Genomic DNA, 19,931 nt, shown 5'->3' on the forward strand with positions numbered 1-19,931 from the left:
ACTCAGCTGGGCCAGGGCAGTTCCTGGGTCGTACGTACGGGGCGTCCCCTTCCCCGTCCGTACGTGGTTCTCGAAGGGGTACGACCGACCGGTCGCCGTCAGTGGGCGACGACCGGGATCGCCAGCTCCTCCTCGGCGCCTTCCGCGGACCCGGTCACGGCGGTCGTGTCCGGGCGGCCGGCGTTGACGAGGGTCACGACGATGACCGCGGCGAGCACCAGCATGCCGACGGCGAACCAGATCGCGTTGGTGTAGCCGTGCACCTGGCCCTCCAGCGCGACCAGCTGCTGCTGCGACTTGGAGCCCGCGGAGCCGATGTGGTCGGCGATGTAGGAGGTCGTGGCGGAGGCGGCGATCGTGTTCAGCAGGGCCGTACCGATCGCACCGCCCACCTGCTGCGAAGTGTTGACCATCGCGGAGGCGACACCGGCGTCCCGGGGCTCGACGCCCAGGGTGGCCAGGGACATGGCGGGCATGAACGCCGTACCCATACCGAGGCCGAGCAGCAGCATCGCCGGCAGGATCGTCGAGGCGTACGACGAGCCGATCTCCAGCTGGGTCATCAGGAGCATGCCGACCGCGGCGACCAGGAAGCCGGGGCCCATCAGCAGGCGGGCCGGCAGGCGGGTCATCAGACGGGTGCCGATCTGGGTCGAGCCGACCATCATGCCGACGATCATCGGCATGAAGGCGAAGCCGGTCTTGATCGGCGAGAAGCCCTTCACGATCTGCAGGTAGTAAGTGAGGAACAGGAAGGTGCCGAACATCGCGATGATCGCGATGCCGAGGGAGAGGTAGATCCCGCCGCGGTTGCGGTCGGTGATGACGCGCAGCGGCAGCAGCGGGGCCTTGACCTTGGCCTCGGTGACGACGAAGGCGGTCAGCAGGACGACCGACGCGACGAACATGCCGACGGTCACGGAGTCGCCCCAGCCGTTGGACTCGGCGCGGGTGAAGCCGTAGACCAGCGCGACCAGGCCCAGGGTGGACAGCAGGACGCCGGGGATGTCGAGCGGGTTGCGGTTGCGGCCGCCCTCGGGCTCACGGATGACGAAGTACGCGCCGAGCGCGGCGACGATCGCGAACGGGATGTTCACGAAGAACGTCCAGCGCCAGTCCATGTACTCGGTCAGCACACCGCCGAGGATGAAGCCCACGGCGCCGCCACCACCGGCGATCGCACCGTAGATGCCGAAGGCCTTGGCGCGCTCCTTGGCGTCCGTGAACATCACGGCGAGCAGGGAGAGCGCGGCGGGCGCGAGCAGCGCGCCGAAGACGCCCTGGAGGGCACGGGCACCGAACATCATCGCGCCGCTGGTGGCCGCGCCGCCGAGCGCGGAGGCACCGGCGAAGCCGATCAGGCCGACGACGAAGGCGTTCTTGCGGCCCCACAGGTCGGCTATGCGGCCGCCGAAGAGCAGGAGTCCGCCGAAGGCGAGCGCGTAGGCCGTGACGACCCACTGGCGGTTGCCGTCGGAGATGCCCAGGTCGGTCTGGGCGGAGGGCAGGGCGATGTTCACGATGGTCGCGTCGAGGACGACCATCAGCTGGGCGAGCGCGATGAAGACGAGCGCTTTCCAGCGGTTGGCGTCACCGGACACGGCCGGTGCGCCGGAAGCCTTTGCGGCTGTTGCAGACATGGGGGTACCCACTTCGGGACTTCGGAACGGAAAAAGAATGAAGAAAGGGGACGGTCCGTCATCGGCGACGGCCGGTCGAAAGTCGTTGTAAAGACTGTTCTCGCGCTCTGAACTAATCGGTTCTCGTCGGATCAGGCCTGGCGGAGGTCCTCCATGGTCAGGGCCGCGCCCGGCAGCTGGGAGCGGGCCGGGGCCCGCAGTCCGTCCAGGAAAAGCTGAAGGGTGCGGTGCACGAACCCGTCGAGGGTGAGGCAGCCGGTGCCGGCCGGGGGCCGGGACAGCTGGGCCACGGCGACCATCAGGTCACCGACGCTCACGTCGCCGCGCAGCTGACCGGCCGTCCTGGCCCGGTCCATGAGCTGCTCGACGAGCTGCTCGATGCGTACGCGTGCGGCCACCAGGTCGGGGTGGTATTGGTCGAAGGTGCCCTGCACCATCGGGCACAGGGCGGTGATCCGCTCGTCGGCGGCGGTGTGCACGAAGCGCTCCAGCGCGCCGAAGGCGTCCCCGGTCGTCGCGAGCGCGAGCTCGGCCGCCTCCGCCGTCCGGTCCATGACGGAGCAGACGACCTCACGGACGAGCGCGTCGCGGTCGGGGAAGTTCCGGTACACCGTGGCATTGCCGACGCCGGCCCGGCGAGCGATCTCGTCGAGCGGCACGTCGGGGCCGAACTCGGTGAACATCTCGCTGGCGGCGGTGACGATCCGCTCGCGGTTGCGCAGGGCGTCGGCGCGGGGCGCCTTGCGCTGTGCGGAGAGAGCGGTCTGCACGGTGTGCTCCTCGGTTGACGGTTGATCCGGGGACTCAGTCCCCGTTTCGCTCGGACACTGGTCTAAACGGGGAGACGCTCCCCGGTTATTTCGGGTTGAGGAGAAATCATGGTGTGACCTGAGTCACAGTCTCGCGATACCCACGTTCGGTCTCCTCCAGCGCGCGTGCACCCCTGCCCCGGCAGAGGGTGATCGAGAAGGTGCAGCCTTTTGACCAGCGGCTGCCGTGCTCCGGAGGGTGCTCGCATGCCGTGGACCAGACGTCGGATACGCCCGCGCCGGGTCGCCGCCCTCGCGTCCGTGACCGCGCTGACCCTCGCGGTCAGCACCTCGGCCGGCACCGAGCGCCCGGTCTCCGGGACCACGACCGCCGGCCCGGTCGCCGTGGCCCGCTCCGACAGCCACGGCGCCTGTCTGATCAGCGGTGGCCCGGCCGTCCAGATGTCCGAGGGTCTGCCGACGCCCGGCGGCTACTCCCGCTCCACCGGCACCGTCCGCGCCCTCACCCTGATGATCGACTTCTCCGACGCGCCGGGATCCGGCAGCGCCCAGAGCCGCTTCCGCGAGTTCTTCCCGCAGACCCAGGACTGGTTCCGCACCAGTTCCTACGGCCGTCTCGACTACCGCCCCGAGACCCCGATCACCGGCTGGCTGCGGATGCCGAAGTCCTTCCGGGCCTACGGCATAGAGCGCGGCGCCCCCTTCGACCCCGGCTACCGCCGACTCGTCCAGGACATCGTGGCCGCCGCCGATCCCCGGGTGGACTTCCGGTCGTACGACTTCCTGAACGTCCTGGTGACCCCGAACGCCGGCCCCTCCGCCCTCGACACGGTCCTGTCGGTGACCTTCGCCGGCAACACCGACGCCCCGGTCGCCGACGGCGTCCCCGTCGCCAACGCCTCCTTCGTGTACTCCCGCCAGGACGACGGCTCCGGTTCCTTCCCGCAGACCGGCTACCGGGTACTGCCCCACGAGAACGGCCATGTCTTCGGCCTGCCCGACCTCTACACCCAGGACGGCGGGGGCGCGGTCGGCCACTGGGACATCATGAGCGAGGACTGGGGCACCAACAACGACCTCCTCGGCTGGCACAAGTGGAAGCTCGGCTGGCTGGACTCGACGCAGGTCAACTGTGTGACGGCGCCCGGGACTTCGGAGTACACGCTGACTCCGCTGGCCGGGCCCGGCCCCGGCACCAAGCTCCTCTTCGTCCCCCTCGGCCGCCGCACCGGCTACGCGGTCGAGCTGCGCACCCGCGAGGGCAACGACGAGACGGTGTGTCGGCCGGGCGTCCTCATCTACAAGGTCGACGCGAACGTGGACACCGGGCGGGGCCCGGTCCGCGTGTACGACGCGCGCCGCAACAGCGGGGGCTGCACCCGGAGCCCCAACGTCCACGCGGAACTCTCGGACGCACCGTTCGCAGCGGGGGAGGAGTTCCGGGACCCGGTGAGGGGGGTGCGGGTGCGGGTGCTGGGGGTGGACGGGGGCGGGAACTACCGGGTGGGGGTGACTCGGGGGTAGGGGTTGTCGGGGGTAGGGGTTCTCTGGGTTGGGGGTTCTCTGGGTTGGGGTTCTCGGCGAGGGCGGTGGCGTGCTGGGGGCGGACGGGACGGCGTGGCGTGTCGGGGTGTGGTCACGCGGGGGTAGGGGCGGGCACCGGCGCCCTCCGGTCCGGCACGGGCGGTGGCGGGTGGCGGGCGCTACCAGGTGTGGTCACCGGAGACAGCAGCGGACAACCGGCCCCCTGAGTCATGTACGGGCGTGGACACCTACGCCGCCGGTCCCGGCGAGGGACGTGGCGCGCCGGGGGCGCGGTATCGGATTACCGTAGGCCTGCCGCGACCGCCGTACCGGAGAGCCGATGCCCGCTGAGACCACCACTCCCCCGCCGGTACCGCAGTCCGCCGCGCCGGCCGAGGCGGTCACGCCGCTGATCCGGGGGGTCGGGGTGCTGCGGGAGCTGACCGAGGCGGGCGGGACACTCAGCCTGAGCGGCCTGGAGCGCGCGACGGGCCTGGCGCGTTCGACGGTCGACCGCATCACGGCGACGCTGTCCCGCATGGGATACGTCCGCCTCGACGGCCGGGACGCGGTGGCGACCCCCCGCCTCATGGAACTCGGCAACGCCTATCTCGCCGCTCTGCGCCTGCCCGCCCTGCTGTCCCGGCGCGCCGACGCCCTCGCCGACGAGCTGGACGAGTCGGTGTCGCTGGCCGTCGCCGACCGGGACGGCATCCGCTTCATCCACCAGGCCACCCGCCGCCGCGCGATGTCCCTCAGCTTCCGCATCGGCGACCTGCTCCCCGCCGAACGCACCGCGCCCGGCCCCCTGTTCGCCTCCGAGTGGACGGACGGCGACTGGCGGACGTGGCGCGAACGCCGGGCGGCGGACCCGGAGAACCGGGCCTTTTCGGCCGTACCCCATCGACAACTCCCTCTCCCGGATGGCGAGTTCGAGACGAAGGCGGCACAGGCCGGCCGCGAAGGCTGGGCGCTGGACGACCAGTTGATCGAACCGGGCCTGGTGGCGGTCTCCGTCCCCGTACGGGACCCCCGCACGGGCCGGATCGCCTGCGTGGCGAACGTCGTGAGCCACACCAGCCGCCACACCGCGACCGACCTGCGCGACACCCTGCTGCCGCGGCTACGGGCGACGGTGGCCGAGATGGAACGCGAACTGGCCGCCGCCCCCGAGCCGGCCCCGGCCCCGCCGCCCTCGGGATCGGCCGCCTGGATCAGCACGGCCAAGAAAGAACTGGGCCGGGAGTTCATCGAGTCCCTCGCGCGCGGCCTGACGGTCCTGACGGCGTTCGGCGAGGGCAGGGCCGCGCTGACCCTGACGGACGTGGCCCGGGCGACCGGTCTGGCGAGGGCGACAGCCCGCCGCGCCCTGATCACCTACGAGCACCTGGGCCTGGTCCGCGGCCAGCCGGAGTCCCGCACCTTCAGCCTCACCCCCCGTGTCCTGTCCCTGGGCTTCCCACCCCTCTCCCGTACGACCCTCCCCCGCATCGCGGCCCCCCACCTGGCCGACCTCTCGGCACTGGTCGGGGAGTCGACGGCGCTGGCGATCCTGGTGCCGTCGGGCCCGGACTCCGACCCCGAGATCCAGTACACGGCGAGGGCCGTGTCCCCCCGGATCATGGGCGTGGACATCAGGGTGGGCACCCGGCTGCCGGCGTCGGCGACCTCCCTGGGCCGGGTGCTGCTGACGGAGAACCAGGGGTACGCCCTGCTGGACGAGGACTGGGAGGACGGCCTGCGCACCGTCGCCGTCCCCCTCCGCGACCGTACGGGCCGGGCGGTCGCCGCCGTGAACGTGGCCCTGCACGCGGCGGGCCACACGGAGCGGGAGTGCGTCGAGGAGATCCTCCCGGAACTCCGCCGCACGGCGACCCGTATAGAGCGGGAACTGCACGTGGCAGGCCACTTCACCCGGGTCGCCCTCCTCTGAGTCGCCCTCCTCTGACAGTCGGATCAGCTGGTGACACCGCCGTCGACGACGAGATCGTGGCCGACGACGAAGCTCGACTCCTCGGACGCCAGCCACAGCACCGCGGCCACGATCTCGTCCGTCGTCGCGACGCGGGCGATCGGAACCGTCGTCGCCAGCCGGGCGGCACGCTCGGCGTCGCTCTCTCCGGGGCGCAGGGACATGCCGGTGTCCGTGGCGCCGGGGCTCACCGCGTTGATGCGCACGTTGTCCTTGATGTGGTCGAGTGCGGCGACCCGGGTGAGGGTGCTCACCGCGGCCTTGGACGCGGCGTAGGCGGCCATGCCGGGACGGCGCCCGTGGTAGCCGATGTTGGACGCGGTGTTGACGATGACGCCGCCGCCGTTCGCCCGCATGTGCGCGATCTCCTGCTGCATGCCGATCAGGACGCCGTTCAGGTTGACGTCCAGCACGGACTGCCACACGGCCAGGTCCAGGTCGCCGACCGGGGCGGGCTTGCCGAAGATGCCCGCGTTGTTGTGGGCGACGTGCAGGCCGCCGTGGCGCTCCGCCGTGGTGCGCACCAGACGCTCCATGTCCTCGGGCCGGGTGACGTCGGCGACGACCGCGTCGGCCACACCACCGTCCTCGTCGACGAGCCGCACGGTCTCCTCGATGGACTCCGGCCGGGCCCCTGCGGCCACGACGATGGCACCCTCGCGCGCAAAGGCCCGAGCGGCGGCCCGGCCGATACCGGATCCGGCCCCGGTGACGACGACGACCTTGTCCTTGAAACGGGCGGTCATGGGGGTGCTCCTCGGTACTTGTCGTGACGGATGGACCGGAGCCGCCCGAGCCCACACAGAGCGACGGCGACGCCGACAAAGGCGAAACCGTAGCCGGAGTTCAGAGCGGACGCCGCGGCAACCGACAGACCTCAGCGCCGGCGGAGAGACCAGCAGGCCAGGAAAGCGGGCGGAGGCATCCGCCCCAGCCCCACCACCCCCGCCTGATCCGCTAACCTGTCATGGACCGCCCTCCGCGGCGGTCCACGCAAAGCCCCGCCTTCGTAGCTCAGGGGATAGAGCACCGCTCTCCTAAAGCGGGTGTCGCAGGTTCGAATCCTGCCGGGGGCACCAGGCAAAAGGCCCCGGACCGATCATGGTCCGGGGCCTTTGACATCCACTTTTGACATCAACGAGGGCGATCACTCACGACCGGTCACTCACGACCGGGCCGCCTCTTGAGCAGCCGATCCATGTGCCTGATGGCCTCCCGCTGGGTGTCCTGCACGACGTGCGTGTACACGTCCATGGTGATGCTGATCTGGCTGTGCCCCAGGATCTCCATCACGACGCAGGGCGCCACCCCGGCAGCGGTGAGGAGGGTGGCGCACCCGTGCCGGGCATCCCAGGTCTGGGGGCTCACTTGCCCAGGTTTCCCGGAAGAGGTCGGCCGGGCCCGCCGCTGGACCCGGGACATCCTGAGTGGATCGCCATGGGCGGAGGACGCCGAACTGATCGTGAGCGAGCTGAGCGCGAACGCGATCCTCCACACCGCCAGCGGCCACCACTCGGGCAGCTTCCATCTGGCCCTGGCGGTATCGGCACAGGCCATCGCGCTGTCGGTCACGGACGATGGAGGCGCCGACACAGCGCCGAAGATCAAGCGTCAGGACCAGGACGCCGAGCACGGCCGCGGCCTGGGCATGGTCAGCGTGATCGCTCACCGAGTCGTCGTCCACGAAAGCGACGGCGGCCACACGGTCACCGCGGAACTGTTCACAGCCCCGCCCGCGGGAGGCCAGCCGTGCTGATGGACAAGCCGCAACGGGGCTAGTGGTGCGAGTGCTGGACCGAAGACCTCACCGAGGAGATGCGACCGGTTCTCCGGGCCTCCTTCGACGCGTATTCGGCACCGCAGGCCGACAGATGGGTAGCGGTCGCACTCCGCACGATCTCACCGGCACTGGACCCCGACGCGTCCCAGGAGGCGTGGGAGTGGCTGTACGACGGCCGCATCGCGACGAGGAAAGCCACTCCTACGCGCCGAGCCCTGCACGGTGTCCCTCACTCAGGCCAACACCCGCATCACCTGGACGATCCGACCAGCACTCTTCCTGCCCCTCGCACACCGCCAGGGCCTTGACATCCCAACCTGCGCGCACCAGTTCAAGCCCCGCACAGGGCCTTCAAAACAGGCACGGCTTCTCATTAGAGTGCCCGCATGACCGACTCAGACGTAGGCGGGACGATACGCAAGCCCAAGCGCATCGAGGATCTCACCGACGTGTACGACTTCCTGGAGGAGGTACGACTCCGTCCAGGCATGTGGGTCCGTCTCAGTTCCTTGCAACACCTGGACTCCATGCTCACCGGCTACCGCGTTGCGCTAGGAATCCACTACATCGCGGAGCCGTTCGACTTCTGGACTCCAGGCAGTCCGAGCCGCTTCTCCGAGTGGCTGTGCCATCGCCTGGGCCATCACTCCTCCCTCGGCTGGGCCGTAGAGATCGAGCGAGAGGCGGAGCGATCCGGCAGACCCGCCATGGAGATGTTCTTCGAGCTCCTGGACGAGTTCCGCGCCGCTGACCACCAGAACCAGGACAGTGCCAAGCCTGACGGACACCCGCCGACAGAGACCCAACAGCCCCACGCCTCAGACTGAGTTACAACTTTCTCTACTGGTTCAAGGCGGCTCGCTCCGCTCCCCGCGCGCGGCCCGGCCCCCGGCCGGGCCTGCGCTCCTGTCTCCGCCCCGCTCCAGCCCGGCCGGCACCGGGATGGAGGGGGCGCCGTTGTCGGCTGCGGGTGCATCGTTGTGAGGGTGGTGTGCTCCCATCCCGTCCGCCGTCGCCCCAGGCAGAGCCGAGCAGACGCGGCCCATGGCGTCCAGGTCGTTCGTACAGTGGCGCGCTCCACCTGGACGCCATGAACCACGCCCGCTCCACGGCGCGTGGGTCGACGGCGGACGGGATGGGAGCCGGGGGGTGGCACTGACCGTGAGGCAGTGGCTGCGGGTGGGTTGTCCCCCGACAGCCACCGTGTTACGAAACTGCCAGAGAACCTGCCGACTCCGTTATGCGTCCCAGTACAGCGCTGACCTGCATAGACTTCATACTTGAGCCATCCTTACGGAAGGTGTGGTACTGTCTAGTTGCTCGGCCATTAGTATGGCCGCAGCTACCCAGGCCGCCTTCTTGGCGGTTTTTTTGTTTGCCTCTAGAAGCCCCCAGCGTATGCCCAGCTGGGGGCTTTTGCTGTTTCTGGTAACCAAAGGAGGATCCGTGCTTGAAGTGGTTCAGGCCGAAGGCTGGTCGAGTATCGCTTACGGAATGGCACTCGTCGCCGGGTTGACAGCCTTAGCTCTGGTAATTTTCGGCATGGTTGCCTGGAAGGTGGTTAGCCGGGCTCGCAATGAGGACCTCGTGAAGGTGCTCGAAGTTACCGGCCTGGCCCTCTCCAACCTACTACGCAAGGGGGCAACCAAGCCGCGCACGAAGCGAGGAGGACGGTGAAACGAAATCGCGTCACGTCACATCGTGACCCAACGTCGCGCTACGCCGGAGAGGATGCCCTAGGATCGGCGTTCAAAAAACTTCCAATCCAGGATCAGGAAATCCTTGCCGCTTATCTCTACGGTATTTCTTGGAGGGCGCTCGATCGGGCAACGCTTGGAAATGGCGAGTCCCGCTGGAGCCTTGACGTAATCGTCTCAGCCTCGTTGCAGAAGATCCGTGGAAGCGAGGCCTTTGAGGCACTCCTGGAAGAGCTGAGATCGGAGCACGGGCCCAAATATTCAAAACCCATTCACGATGTGGCGAGGAGAATGGGCCTCACCGGGCTGCCTCAGTGCAACCAGTGCTCCGAGACGATAAGGGAACTTGCTGCCACCGGACGTCCCCGAATGTACTGCTCTAACGCATGCAAGCAGGCCTCTTATCGCTTAAGGAAGCTCAGCTGCGACAACCAAGAGGGACCTTCTCAACACAAAGAAGCAGGTGCCAGTTTTCTCATGCGAGACCCTTGGGCCACTCCCGAAGAAATTTCACACGACCCAAAAATGCATCCGTGGGATCCTGAAGATAAATGGTATTCCGACAATATTCGCGTTCGGTGGGACAGCTACTGGCATCCGTGGGGCAGGGCCGAAGGGTTAGGCAGATGCTCCCCACTTGTGGCAGTGAAAGTCATGTGCGCGCGAATGATCGAACAGATTGAGAGTCGCAACTGGATACCCGCACCCCACGACATCGAGTACGCACGCGATCTCGTAGACGCGACGTCAAATTTCGACATACTGTCAGTCGAGGCGCTCAATTCTGTTTATTCCAGCGACGAAGCGTCGTCTACCAGCATCGGAAAACTTTATAGGCCGCTATGGCGCATTTCAGCCTGGCCGTCGGATTTCGAAGCCAGTCAAGTGCGCGAAGTTACTCGAATATTGAAATGTTTTTTCCATTCAATGCTCAGTCGATAGCAAGGGCGGACTCGAATAACCCAGCTCTAACGACTGAGCCTCTAGTGCAGAACTTTATTGATGCACCTGGGCCCCAGCTACGGGCCCAGGTAACAGCTCGCGCCTATCCAGTTGGCGCTTACCTCTCAGTACCTCCTTGCGTCCGAGAGGGACGCCGCAGCGCTCCGAATGTTGTCGGCTGCGTTGTTGAGAGCTGCCGGCAGCTCTGCCACTCGCATCAAGGCCTGAGCTGCGGACGTCAGCAAGCTACGGAGGCGTACGCCAGCGCCTCCGTCCCACCGTCGCACCAGTCGATGGCATCAGCTGGAGCAGGATCGGATCGAACTCCTAAAGCGGGTGTCGCAGGTTCGAAGCCTGCCGGGGGCACAGAGAAAGGGCCAGCTCAGGAGGGTTTCCTCCCCATGCTGGCCCTTCGTCGTGTTCGAGGCCGTGCCACACATGTGCCACTGGGGTCCGCGCGGAGCCACATCCCCTGGGCAGGGAGTCGGCGTCTTTCGCTGTTGGATGGGGACGTGCCGAAGAGCGATGACTACGCGAGAACCAGCATGCGACTGACCCTATGGGGCTGCTTTGCCGGGTTGGCCGTGGCCTTGGCCATCCCGGTGTACCTGGTGGTGGCCGTGCTCCTGGGCGGGATGCCCACCCCTTGAAGCATCGGGTGTGGCTGATCAGACGGGAATCCAGTCAGGCCACTGTGGGGGGACGTTGCTCACGGGGCAGAGTCCGGAGTCGCCGGGATAGCCGTCCAACGTTCCTCGGGTCGCGAAGAGCCACCATGCCAACGACACCGTCGCGACGACCACCAGCAGCGTCGGCAGTGAGACGCGGACCGTCGTTGGCGCACGAACGACCAGGCGTCGACCGATGGCCAGCGCCGCGAGTCCGGCGAGTGCTTCGCCTCCTACGACAAGAGGGAGCCAGAGGTTGAGTTCGAGGCGTCCGCCGGCGTCGTAGCCCGCGTCGCAGTATGCGCGCGCCCAAACCGTCAACGACCAGGCTCCGCAGCCCATGGCAGCTCCGAACAATGCGGAGCCTGCCCAGGGGAGGCAGGAGGTGGATCTCGACTCGGCTGTGTGCACGACATGACACGACATCGAACGTGCCATTCACGGTTCCGAGACGGTCGGGTACGCCAAGGCAGGCATCGGCTTCTACTGGCGGATCGAGCAGGCGGCGACAGGCGTTCCTCTCGTGTACACCTATGTTCTCGACCCAGCGACAAGGACCTACCGGGACGGAGACGTCTTCACCGGCGTCCTCAAGGTAGCGGCCCCTTTCCCCCTGGAGATCGACCTCGGCCAGATCTGACATCGTTGGGGCACCTCGTCTTGGAGTCCGGCCTGCCCATAGAGGACCCGCGCCCTACCCAGAACGGCAGCCGGGGTGGCATCCTGCTTCCTCCCGACGGAAGGGGCAGCGAGTGGCGACGCGTCCGGATCCTGCTGCGAAGAAGTTCGCTCGTTTTGTAAGGGACGCGGCCATCAGGGCCGGATATGCCGTCAACTCCTCGTCGGGGGACGGCAAGGCCAGGCTCGCCACAGCGGCGGATATGCCGGAGGCCGACATATCCAAGATCCTCGCGGGGGACTACGCAGTCCCGACCAGCCTGCTCAAGCCCCTGTCGGCGGCCCTGGACGTACGGCAAAAAGATCTGCTCAGGGCGGCCGGAGTGCTGGAGGACAAGGCCGCACAGCAGAACCGTCCGCTGACCGTGCAGCTCGCTGCGCAGCGGCTCGGCATCAAGTCCCCGAAGAACGTGGCGGCCCTCCAGACCCTCGTCACGGCTCTGCTCGAAGCCGAGAAGCGACGCTGAGCCCCCAAGGCATACCGCACCGCCCGGCCTACCGAACGCCCCCGTAGGGATTGGCCGTCCTCACAGCGGCTATAACGCCAGCGAGTGCGATGTCGCGATCGGGGGACGGATGGCGCAGCTCGATGCCCTGGAACCGCACCTGATCGGTGCCGTCTTCCGCGTGCCCAGGCCGTTCGGGATTCGCCCGGTGATGAGTCTGCTGCGCCGAGTGCCGAAGCCGTTACGGGGCGCGGCTCGGTTTCTTGTCCGGCTCTGGTACTCGCCGCTGTCGGCCAAGACGAGGTTCCTGCTGGTCGGTCTGTTCGCCTCGATGACCCTGCTGGGGCTGGCCGAGGCCGGTGGTGTGCTCGTGGGGCCCACGGGTGGGCAGGCGCGGCCGGCGGTCGGTTACCTCTTCTCCGATCACGCGCGGCCGAGCGCGGTCAGCCTGGCGTTGCTGCAGGACCCGGCCGGCCTGATCGTGCTGGCCGTCGTCTTCGTCACCCCGATCTTCTCCTGCCAGCAGGTCCGGGCCATCGCCGACTTCGTGCCGATGAACGAGCGCAACGGGGGTGCCCTCCACCTGTCCGAGCAGCAGATAGCGCAACACAACCGGCTGGTCGCCAGGACCAACCGGTCGTTCACCAGGCTCGGCGGCCGGGGCGTCTCGGTGGCCATCATGACGGTCGTGGCGGTGGGAACGGCCCTGCTGTTCGCCTTCGTCAACGCGTACGGCCTCATGCAGACCTGGAACTCCACCCTGCTCCCGGACTCGGTGTGGCGGTCTCAGGTGTACGCGGGCTGGTGGGCCAACCTGCACACCCATCCCGAACTGGCTCTGGCGCTGTGCGCGTCGGGGACGTACGCCTTCTACTTCCTGACCAAGCAGCTGGCCATGGGCGTGATCTTCACGATCTATCTGAAGCGGTCCGCGGCGCTGGGGTTCGGAGTGACGCCGAACATGACGTTCGACAGTGACGGGTTCCGTGGGCTGCGCACCCTGCGCCAGTTCATGCTGTGGACCTACGGTTCCGCCCTGGCCCACATGGTCGGTCTGCTGGCCCTCTCGCTGGTCTGGCTGCCGGCCTCGCCGTGGATGCTCTTCGTGGTGGTGGGGGTGATGGTGGTCGACACGGTCGTGATCATCTATCCCTCCTCGATCGGCTACCACTTCGCGCTGGCCGTCAAGAAGTCCTACGTCCGCTCGCTGCACCCGAGCGCCGCCTCCTCCGGCGACCATGACGCGGAAATAGCGCAGGTGTGGTCGGTGCCGGTGCTGCCCATGGCCACCCGCAAGGCCATCACCGGGCTCACCCTCTACCTGCTCGTGCCCGCTGTCGTCGCGCTGGTCCCGGAGGTGATCCAGCGGCTGTGAAGTCAGTCCCCCACGTCCCCCACGTCCCCCACGGAGGCGGAGGCACTCGTCAGGATCACCAGCCGCTGTGTCGCCCTGGTCATCGCCACATAGCGGTCCACCGCCCCCTCGACGCCCTCGCCGAAGTTCTGCGGGTCCACGAGGATCACCAGGTCGAACTCGAGGCCCTTCGACAGGGCCGGGGTCAGGGAGCGGACCCGGGGGGTCGGCTCGAAGTCCGGGGCGCCGATGACGCAGGCGATGCCCTCGGGGTGGTCCGCGAGCCAGGTGTCCAGCAGCGCGGTCAGGTCCGTCACCGGGCCGTACGTCACCGGGATGCCGGTGCTGCGGATCGAGGTGGGGACGTTGGCGTCCGGGAGGGCCGCGCGGATGACCGGCTCGGCCTCCTTCATGATCTCTTCCGGGGTGCGGTAGTTGACGCTCAGGGAGGCCATGTGGACGCGGTCCAGGCCCACCCGCTCCAGCCTCTCCTGCCAGGACTCCGTGAAGCCGTGCCTGGCCTGGGCGCGGTCGCCGACGATGGTGAAGCTGCGGGACGGGCAGCGCAGCAGCAGCATCTGCCACTCGGCGTCGGTCAGTTCCTGTGCCTCGTCCACGACGACGTGGGCGAACGGTCCGGCGAGCAGGTCCGGGTCGGCGATGTGCAGGGCGGCCTCGTCGACCAGCGCGTCGTGGAAGTCCTCGCCGCGGAGCATCGTCACCAGGCCCATCCCGTACTCGTCGTCGGCGACCGCGCTCAGGCTCTCCACGACCGTGGCCATGCGTTCGCGTTCGGCGGCGAGGGTGGTCTCGTTACGGCGTCTGCGGCGGGAGATCTCCGGGTCGCCGAGCCGCTGCCGTGCCGCGTCCAGGAGCGGCAGGTCGGACACCGTCCAGGCGTGGCCGTCCGCGCGCTGCAGGGTCCGTACCTCGTCGCGGTCCAGCCAGGGGGCGCACATCCGCAGATAGGCCGGGACGGTCCACAGGTCCGAGACCAGGTCGGCCGCCTCCAGGAGCGGCCACGCCCGGTTGAACGCGGTGAGCAGTTCGCGGTTCTGGCGCAGGGACTTGCGGAGGAGGGCCTCCGGGGCGTCGCCCTCGTGCTTGTCCACGAGGATCGTGAGGAGTTCGTTCCAGACCTGGTCGCGGGCGTCGTTGTGCGGGGCGCCCTCCGCCGCGTCGAACGCCTCGGCCCAGTCGGTGGCGGTCAGCCGGATGTCGGACCAGTGGGTGGTGACGGTCATGCCCTCGGTGGGCGGCTCCTCGTAGAACCGGACGGCCTTCTCGATCGCCTTGACCAGGTCTGCCGAGGACTTCAGGCGGGCCACCTCCGGGTCGCTCTCGACCCCTGCCGTGGCTCCTTCGGCGACGAGGTCCCTGAGGACGCAGGTCTGCACGCCCTCCTCGCCGAGGCTGGGCAGGACGTCGGAGACGTAGGCCAGATAGGGCCGGTGCGGGCCGACGAACAGGACGCCGCCGCGGCGGTGTCCGAGGCGCGGGTCGGAGTGCAGGAGGTAGGCGGAGCGGTGCAGGGCGACGACGGTCTTGCCGGTGCCAGGGCCGCCGTCGACGACGAGCGCGCCGCGGGATCCCGCGCGGATGATGGCGTCCTGGTCGGCCTGGATGGTGCCGAGGACGTCCCGCATCCGTTCCGAGCGGTCGCTGCCCAGGCTGGCGATGAAGGCGGACTGGTCGTCGAGCGAGGCGTGGTGCCCGGCGAAGCCGTCCGGGGCGAACACCTCGTCCCAGTAGTCGCCGATCCGGCCGTTCTTCCAGCGGTACCTGCGGCGGCTGGCCAGTCCCATCGGGTTGGCGTGGGTGGCCCCGAAGAACGGCTCGGCGGCGGGGGAACGCCAGTCGACGAGCAGTCTGCGGCCCGTGCTGTCGGTGAGGCCGAGTCGTCCGACGTAGACCGGCTCGGGGTCGTCGGCGCCGACCATGTGCCCGAGGCACAGGTCCAGGCCGAAGCGGCGCAGGGTGCGCAGCCGGGCGCTGAGGCGGTGGATCTCGGTGTCCCGGTCCATGGCTTCCTGGCCGATGCCGCCGGGTGCCCTGAGGGTGGTGGCGAGGGTGTCGGACAGTTCGGCGATCGTCTGCTCCAGGCACTCCGCGATGGCCGCGAAGTGCCGCTCGTCGGCGGCGATCAGTGCGGGGTCGGCCTTGGCGGCGAGGCGGTCGGGGAGATCGAACACGCTCGTGGGCAGGGAATTCAAGTCAGCAGCTCCGGTTTCGGGTACGGCCGGTAAGTGTGCGCCCACCCCGGGGCCTTGCCGCAAGCCCCCTCGTACGCTATACGTTGAACATGGCAAGGAGGTGCTGACCTCCCTGCCTTTTTCTTTTGCCTCGACCGTCCGGAAGGTCTTCGAAACATTCGAAGAAATACATCGGTTCTTTGAGGCCCTCCGTATAGAAGATGATCAGGTATCACCAGCTCACGGCTACCGAATCATTCGAAACATGTGCCGAAAGTGTTGACGCTTGACAGGGGCAGACCAAAACTGTGGGGCATGACTCACACACCCGCACACCCCACGCGCCGCAGCGTCTGCGGCCTCCTCCTGGCCACCGGGGCCACGCTGGCCCTGCCCGGCACCGCCGAGGCGGCCACGGTCATCACCACGAACCAGACCGGGACCAACAACGGCTACTACTACTCGTTCTGGACGGACGCCCAGGGCACCGTCTCCATGACCCTCAACAACGGCGGGAACTACAGCACTTCCTGGCGCAACACCGGCAACTTCGTGGCCGGCAAGGGCTGGAGCAACGGCTCCCGCAGGACCGTGAACTACTCCGGCAGCTTCAACCCGTCCGGCAACGCCTACCTGGCCCTCTACGGCTGGACCTCCAACCCGCTCGTCGAGTACTACATCGTCGACAACTGGGGCACCTACCGGCCCACCGGAACGTACAAGGGCACCGTCACCAGCGACGGCGGGACGTACGACATCTACCAGACCACCCGGTACAACGCCCCGTCCGTGGAGGGCACCAGGACCTTCAACCAGTACTGGAGCGTCCGGCAGTCGCGGCGGACCGGCGGCTCCATCACCACCGGCAACCACTTCGACGCGTGGGCCCGCGCCGGCATGCCGATGGGCAGCTTCAAGTACTACATGATCCTCGCGACCGAGGGTTATCAGAGCAGCGGCAGCTCCAACATCACGGTGGCGTGATGGGGGCCCGGGCACACCTGCCGTTACTGGCCGCCGCCGCTCTGGCCGCCGCCGGCACCCTCGCCGTCCCCGCCTCCGCCGCCCCCGCGCAGGCCGCGGCCTGCTCCGGGTACGTCGGCCTCACCTTCGACGACGGCCCGGGCAGCGGCACCACCACCCTGCTCAACTCCCTGCGGCAGTACGGCCTCAGGGCCACCATGTTCAACACGGGCCAGAACGCCGCCGCCAACCCGGCCCTCGTCAGGGCCCAGGTCAGCGCCGGGATGTGGGTCGGCAACCACAGTTACACGCACCCGCATCTGACCCAGCAGAGCCAGGCCACGGTCGACTCGGAGATCTCCCGCACCCAGCAGGCGATCGCGAACGCCGGTGGTGGCACACCGAGGCTGTTCCGGCCGCCGTACGGCGAGACCAACGCGACGGTGAAGGCCGTGGAGGCCAAGTACGGGCTGACCGAGGTCATCTGGCAGGTCGACTCGCAGGACTGGAACAACGCCAGTACCGACGCGATCGTCGCGGCGGTCGGCCGGCTCACCAACGGGCAGGTCATCCTCATGCACGACTGGCCCGCCAACACCCGCGCGGCGATCCCGCGCATCGCACAGACACTGGCCGCCAAGGGGCTGTGCTCCGGCATGATCTCGCCCCAGACCGGCCGCGCGGTGGCACCGGGCTGATCCACGGCCACCGCGATCCACCCACGGTCGTCCGGCCACAGCGATCCGGCCTCGGCGATCCGGCCTCGGCGCGGCGGTCGTTCCCCCTCGGGCCGCCGCGCCGAACACGGGTCACCGAAACACCGCGCGCGTACGACGCCGGCGACCCCCTTCGGCTGTGAATGCCGCGTTTCCCCTTCGGGGCGGGCCGTTGCCCGCAAGTATGAGCGGCGAGTGGGGCGAGCACGTACCACTACATGCCCTTCCCGCACCTCAACTCACGAGATCCGGCCTCTACTTGACGCGTTGCTCGGCGCGTCGCCCGGAAGGAACCGCAGCCATGGCCACACCCCTGTCCGCCGCGAAGATGCTCGCCGCGCTGAAGGCCGAGGGCCTCACCGTGCACGAGCACGCCGGCTGGAAGACCCACAACCGCGACGCGGCGTCCGGGAAGTCCTTCGGACCCGTCATCGGGGTGCTGATCCACCACACCGGCGGGCACAACGACAAGGAGCTCTGCTACAAGGGCAGATCCGACCTGCCGGGGCCGCTGTGCCACGCCTGGCTCGGCAAGACCGCCGGACTGTGGATGATCGGCAACGGCCGTACCAACCACGCGGGTTACGCCGACATCGATGTCCTCAACGCGCTCCGCAACGAGAAGCCGCTGCCCCACGACGACGTGGCGACGGCGGACGGCAACGACTGTCTGTACGGCCTGGAGATCGAGAACCTCGGCAAGAGCGGCGACCCCTACCCGACAGCGCAGTACCGGCAGGCCGTGCTGTGGGCGGCGGCGATCTGCCGGGCGCACGGCTGGAGCGAGAAGTCCGTCGCCGGGCACAAGGAGTGCCAGCCCGGCAAGATCGACCCGAGCTTCGACATGGACGACTTCCGGGCCGCCGTGAAGAAGCAGCTGGCCGCGGGGGCCGGAAAGACGGAGCCGACGAAGCCGGCGGGCAAGCCCCGCGTCGACCTGTCCCGGCTGGTCAAGGCCGCGAAGACCGACCCCGGGGCCAAGCAGGGCCACGTCAGCTACATGGCCGGCACCAACCTGACGGAGGCCGCCCTCGTCGAACTCGGCTACCTCTCCAAGTCCTACGCCGGAGACGGCTCCTTCGGCACCACCACCGTCGCCGCCTACGCCAAGTGGCAGCGCCACCTGGGCTACAGCGGCGCCGACGCCAACGGCATCCCGGGCAAGGTCTCGCTGGCGCGGCTGGGCGAGAAGACGGGACTGTTCACGGTCGTGGCCTGACCGCCGGTCCGCCGCCGACCCGCCACCGGGCTCCGAGTTGCGGGGCGGCGCGGTCCCTGCGGTACTGGCTGTATCTGCCGAGCAGTCGCGCGGTCCTCTCCGCAGGGGCTACGGGTAGAGGAGGCACAGGATGGCCAAGCGTCTGGTGGTCTGCTGCGACGGGACGTGGAACCTCGCCGACCAGCCGAGCAAGACGAACGTCGCCAAGGTGGCCCTGGCCGTACGGCGACGCTCCGCTGACGGAGCGGAACAGCGGGTGTACTACCACAGCGGGGTCGGCACCAACCGGCGGGAACGGCTGCGGGGCGGGGCGTTCGGGGTGGGTCTGTCGCGCAACGTGCTCGACGCCTACCGCTTCCTGATCCACACCTACGAACCCGGCGACGCCCTGTACCTGTTCGGCTTCAGCCGGGGCGCGTTCACCGCGCGCAGCCTGGCCGGGCTGGTGCGCAACTGCGGCATCCTGCGCCCGGAACAGGCCGACCGGATCGACGAGGCGTGGGCGTTGTACCGCAGCCGCGCCGACAAACCGACCAGCGTGTCCGCCACGCTGTTCCGCGGGGCGTACTCGTACGAGACGGAGATCCGTTTCGTGGGCGTCTGGGACACGGTCGGCTCTCTGGGCATCCCGGTTCCGGCGCCCCGGTTCCTCCAGCCGCTCGTCGACCGCTTCAACCACCGCTGGGCCTTCCACGACACCACCCTCAGCAAGTCGGTGAACGGCGCCTTCCAGGCCCTGGCCGTCGACGAGGAGCGCTCGGCGTTCCCGCCGACCCTGTGGCAGCAGGAGAAGGAGGCCACGGGTCAGGAGTTGCTGCAGATGTGGTTCTCCGGGGTGCATCTCTCCGTCGGGGGCGGCGAGAAGGACTCGGGCCTGTCCGACATCACCCTCCTGTGGATGGTCCGGCAGGCCGTCCGGTACGGCCTGGAATTCGAGCCCGGGATCCTCAGCGCGAAGGGGCCGGACAGCATGAACCCGCAGGAGTGCGTCGACTTCGCCGTCCAGCCGAACCCGATGGGCCCGTGGGTCCCCTCCCGGACGGGCTTCTACCGCCTCTTCCGGCCCCTGCACCGCCCGATCGGACAGGAGAGGGACAAGCAGGGTCGCCTCGTCGGCAACGAGCATCTGGCTGACACGGTCCTGCGCCGCCGCGAGGGCGACTCCCGCTACCGCCCGCCGGCGCTCGAGGCCTACCTGAAGGACGTCAGGCATCAGGACGCCGACCCGGTCCCCCTCGCCTTCAACGACGTGCCCGTCCACACTCCCTGAGGTCCGGGCTCACGTCATCCGGGCCGTGACACCTCTCCAGCGCGAAGAGCGTCAGGGTCACCGCGATCGACGCGGCCGCCATGAGCGGAGTTAGCATCCG

General features: G+C 68.6%; 17 protein-coding genes, 1 tRNA gene and 2 pseudogenes. 15 read left to right on the forward strand and 5 right to left on the reverse strand.

Annotation, left to right across the window (positions count from 1 at the left end):
• Positions 1-98 precede the first annotated feature (98 nt).
• Positions 99-1,640: an MFS transporter gene (locus ACZ39I_RS24590; protein WP_393603017.1), complete on the reverse strand. Its 1,542-nt coding sequence runs from the start codon at positions 1,638-1,640 to the stop codon at positions 99-101.
• A 131-nt stretch (positions 1,641-1,771) separates the two neighbouring features.
• Positions 1,772-2,410, reverse strand: a complete 639-nt coding sequence (locus ACZ39I_RS24595; protein ID WP_467246476.1) for a TetR/AcrR family transcriptional regulator — start codon at positions 2,408-2,410, stop codon at positions 1,772-1,774.
• A 246-nt stretch (positions 2,411-2,656) separates the two neighbouring features.
• Here ACZ39I_RS24595 and ACZ39I_RS24600 point away from each other — a divergent pair, with 246 nt between their 5' ends.
• Both ACZ39I_RS24600 and ACZ39I_RS24605 read left to right on the forward strand, forming a co-directional pair.
• Complete coding sequence (locus ACZ39I_RS24600; protein ID WP_467246478.1) at positions 2,657-3,934, forward strand: M6 family metalloprotease domain-containing protein; 1,278 nt, start codon at positions 2,657-2,659, stop codon at positions 3,932-3,934.
• A 340-nt stretch (positions 3,935-4,274) separates the two neighbouring features.
• Complete coding sequence (locus tag ACZ39I_RS24605; protein WP_467246480.1) at positions 4,275-5,867, forward strand: IclR family transcriptional regulator domain-containing protein; 1,593 nt, start codon at positions 4,275-4,277, stop codon at positions 5,865-5,867.
• A gap of 23 nt (positions 5,868-5,890) precedes the next feature.
• Here ACZ39I_RS24605 and ACZ39I_RS24610 read toward each other — a convergent pair whose 3' ends face one another.
• Entirely contained in the window at positions 5,891-6,652 is a 762-nt protein-coding gene (locus ACZ39I_RS24610; protein WP_467246481.1) for an SDR family NAD(P)-dependent oxidoreductase, read from the reverse strand.
• A 257-nt stretch (positions 6,653-6,909) separates the two neighbouring features.
• On the opposite strand from ACZ39I_RS24610, the gene ACZ39I_RS24615 reads away from it, so the two are divergent.
• Positions 6,910-6,985, forward strand: a tRNA-Arg gene (locus ACZ39I_RS24615).
• An 82-nt stretch (positions 6,986-7,067) separates the two neighbouring features.
• Here the strand turns inward: ACZ39I_RS24615 and ACZ39I_RS24620 are convergent.
• Positions 7,068-7,328 carry a tyrosine-type recombinase/integrase gene (locus ACZ39I_RS24620; protein ID WP_467246483.1) on the reverse strand — a complete coding sequence of 87 codons (261 nt, stop codon included), beginning with the start codon at positions 7,326-7,328 and terminating at the stop codon, positions 7,068-7,070.
• Between ACZ39I_RS24620 and ACZ39I_RS24625 the strand changes: the two genes are divergently transcribed.
• The 8 genes and pseudogenes from ACZ39I_RS24625 (at position 7,234) to ACZ39I_RS24660 (ending at position 13,492) form a co-directional block, all read left to right on the forward strand.
• Positions 7,234-7,662, forward strand: coding sequence for an ATP-binding protein (locus tag ACZ39I_RS24625; RefSeq protein ID WP_467246485.1), 429 nt, complete (start codon positions 7,234-7,236; stop codon positions 7,660-7,662). The two genes, ACZ39I_RS24620 and ACZ39I_RS24625, sit on opposite strands and share 95 nt — an antisense overlap.
• A gap of 59 nt (positions 7,663-7,721) precedes the next feature.
• A pseudogene (locus ACZ39I_RS24630) lies at positions 7,722-8,076 on the forward strand (hypothetical protein).
• Complete coding sequence (locus ACZ39I_RS24635) at positions 8,073-8,513, forward strand: hypothetical protein (protein WP_467246487.1); 441 nt, start codon at positions 8,073-8,075, stop codon at positions 8,511-8,513. Before ACZ39I_RS24630 ends, ACZ39I_RS24635 begins: the two are co-directional and overlap by 4 nt.
• Before the next feature lie 619 nt (positions 8,514-9,132).
• Complete coding sequence (locus tag ACZ39I_RS24640) at positions 9,133-9,363, forward strand: hypothetical protein (protein ID WP_467246489.1); 231 nt, start codon at positions 9,133-9,135, stop codon at positions 9,361-9,363.
• A complete protein-coding gene (locus ACZ39I_RS24645; RefSeq protein WP_467246491.1) occupies positions 9,360-10,325 on the forward strand; it encodes a hypothetical protein in 966 nt (321 codons plus the stop codon). Before ACZ39I_RS24640 ends, ACZ39I_RS24645 begins: the two co-directional genes overlap by 4 nt.
• Positions 10,326-11,429: 1,104 nt before the next feature.
• Positions 11,430-11,633: pseudogene (locus ACZ39I_RS24650) on the forward strand (Uma2 family endonuclease); the annotation flags it as partial.
• Between the two features lie 112 nt (positions 11,634-11,745).
• The gene (locus ACZ39I_RS24655) at positions 11,746-12,138 is read left to right on the forward strand and encodes a hypothetical protein (protein ID WP_467246493.1); all 393 of its coding nucleotides are present in this window, start codon (positions 11,746-11,748) and stop codon (positions 12,136-12,138) included.
• A gap of 109 nt (positions 12,139-12,247) precedes the next feature.
• The gene (locus tag ACZ39I_RS24660) at positions 12,248-13,492 is read left to right on the forward strand and encodes a hypothetical protein (protein ID WP_467246495.1); all 1,245 of its coding nucleotides are present in this window, start codon (positions 12,248-12,250) and stop codon (positions 13,490-13,492) included.
• 2 nt (positions 13,493-13,494) lie between these two features.
• On the opposite strand, the gene helR is transcribed toward ACZ39I_RS24660, so the two are convergent.
• On the reverse strand, positions 13,495-15,684 hold the full coding sequence (helR, locus tag ACZ39I_RS24665) for an RNA polymerase recycling motor ATPase HelR (protein ID WP_467246497.1): 2,190 nt from the start codon (positions 15,682-15,684) through the stop codon (positions 13,495-13,497).
• Positions 15,685-15,978: 294 nt separating this feature from the next.
• Here helR and ACZ39I_RS24670 point away from each other — a divergent pair, with 294 nt between their 5' ends.
• From ACZ39I_RS24670 to ACZ39I_RS24685, 4 genes are all read left to right on the forward strand, one after another.
• Entirely contained in the window at positions 15,979-16,647 is a 669-nt protein-coding gene (locus tag ACZ39I_RS24670; protein ID WP_467246499.1) for a glycoside hydrolase family 11 protein, read from the forward strand.
• Positions 16,647-17,324: a polysaccharide deacetylase family protein gene (locus tag ACZ39I_RS24675; protein ID WP_467246500.1), complete on the forward strand. Its 678-nt coding sequence runs from the start codon at positions 16,647-16,649 to the stop codon at positions 17,322-17,324. The genes ACZ39I_RS24670 and ACZ39I_RS24675 overlap by 1 nt, the downstream gene beginning before the upstream one ends.
• 319 nt (positions 17,325-17,643) lie before the next feature.
• Entirely contained in the window at positions 17,644-18,561 is a 918-nt protein-coding gene (locus ACZ39I_RS24680) for a peptidoglycan recognition protein family protein (RefSeq protein ID WP_467246501.1), read from the forward strand.
• 130 nt (positions 18,562-18,691) lie between these two features.
• A complete protein-coding gene (locus ACZ39I_RS24685; protein ID WP_467246503.1) occupies positions 18,692-19,831 on the forward strand; it encodes a DUF2235 domain-containing protein in 1,140 nt (379 codons plus the stop codon).
• Positions 19,832-19,931 lie beyond the last annotated feature (100 nt).

This window comes from Streptomyces sp. NPDC024687, from assembly GCF_055559055.1.

What these genes read in the sequence shown, in the direction of transcription:
- ACZ39I_RS24685 (WP_467246503.1), top strand. Translation starts at nt 18,692, where the DNA reads ATGGCCAAGCGTCTGGTGGTCTGCTGCGACGGGACGTGGAACCTCGCC.
- ACZ39I_RS24660 (WP_467246495.1), top strand. Translation starts at nt 12,248, where the DNA reads ATGGCGCAGCTCGATGCCCTGGAACCGCACCTGATCGGTGCCGTCTTC.
- ACZ39I_RS24590 (WP_393603017.1), bottom strand. Translation starts at nt 1,640, where the DNA reads ATGTCTGCAACAGCCGCAAAGGCTTCCGGCGCACCGGCCGTGTCCGGT.
- ACZ39I_RS24610 (WP_467246481.1), bottom strand. Translation starts at nt 6,652, where the DNA reads ATGACCGCCCGTTTCAAGGACAAGGTCGTCGTCGTCACCGGGGCCGGA.
- ACZ39I_RS24635 (WP_467246487.1), top strand. Translation starts at nt 8,073, where the DNA reads ATGACCGACTCAGACGTAGGCGGGACGATACGCAAGCCCAAGCGCATC.
- ACZ39I_RS24605 (WP_467246480.1), top strand. Translation starts at nt 4,275, where the DNA reads ATGCCCGCTGAGACCACCACTCCCCCGCCGGTACCGCAGTCCGCCGCG.
- ACZ39I_RS24670 (WP_467246499.1), top strand. Translation starts at nt 15,979, where the DNA reads ATGACTCACACACCCGCACACCCCACGCGCCGCAGCGTCTGCGGCCTC.
- ACZ39I_RS24680 (WP_467246501.1), top strand. Translation starts at nt 17,644, where the DNA reads ATGGCCACACCCCTGTCCGCCGCGAAGATGCTCGCCGCGCTGAAGGCC.
- ACZ39I_RS24620 (WP_467246483.1), bottom strand. Translation starts at nt 7,328, where the DNA reads ATGTCCCGGGTCCAGCGGCGGGCCCGGCCGACCTCTTCCGGGAAACCT.
- ACZ39I_RS24675 (WP_467246500.1), top strand. Translation starts at nt 16,647, where the DNA reads ATGGGGGCCCGGGCACACCTGCCGTTACTGGCCGCCGCCGCTCTGGCC.
- ACZ39I_RS24600 (WP_467246478.1), top strand. Translation starts at nt 2,657, where the DNA reads ATGCCGTGGACCAGACGTCGGATACGCCCGCGCCGGGTCGCCGCCCTC.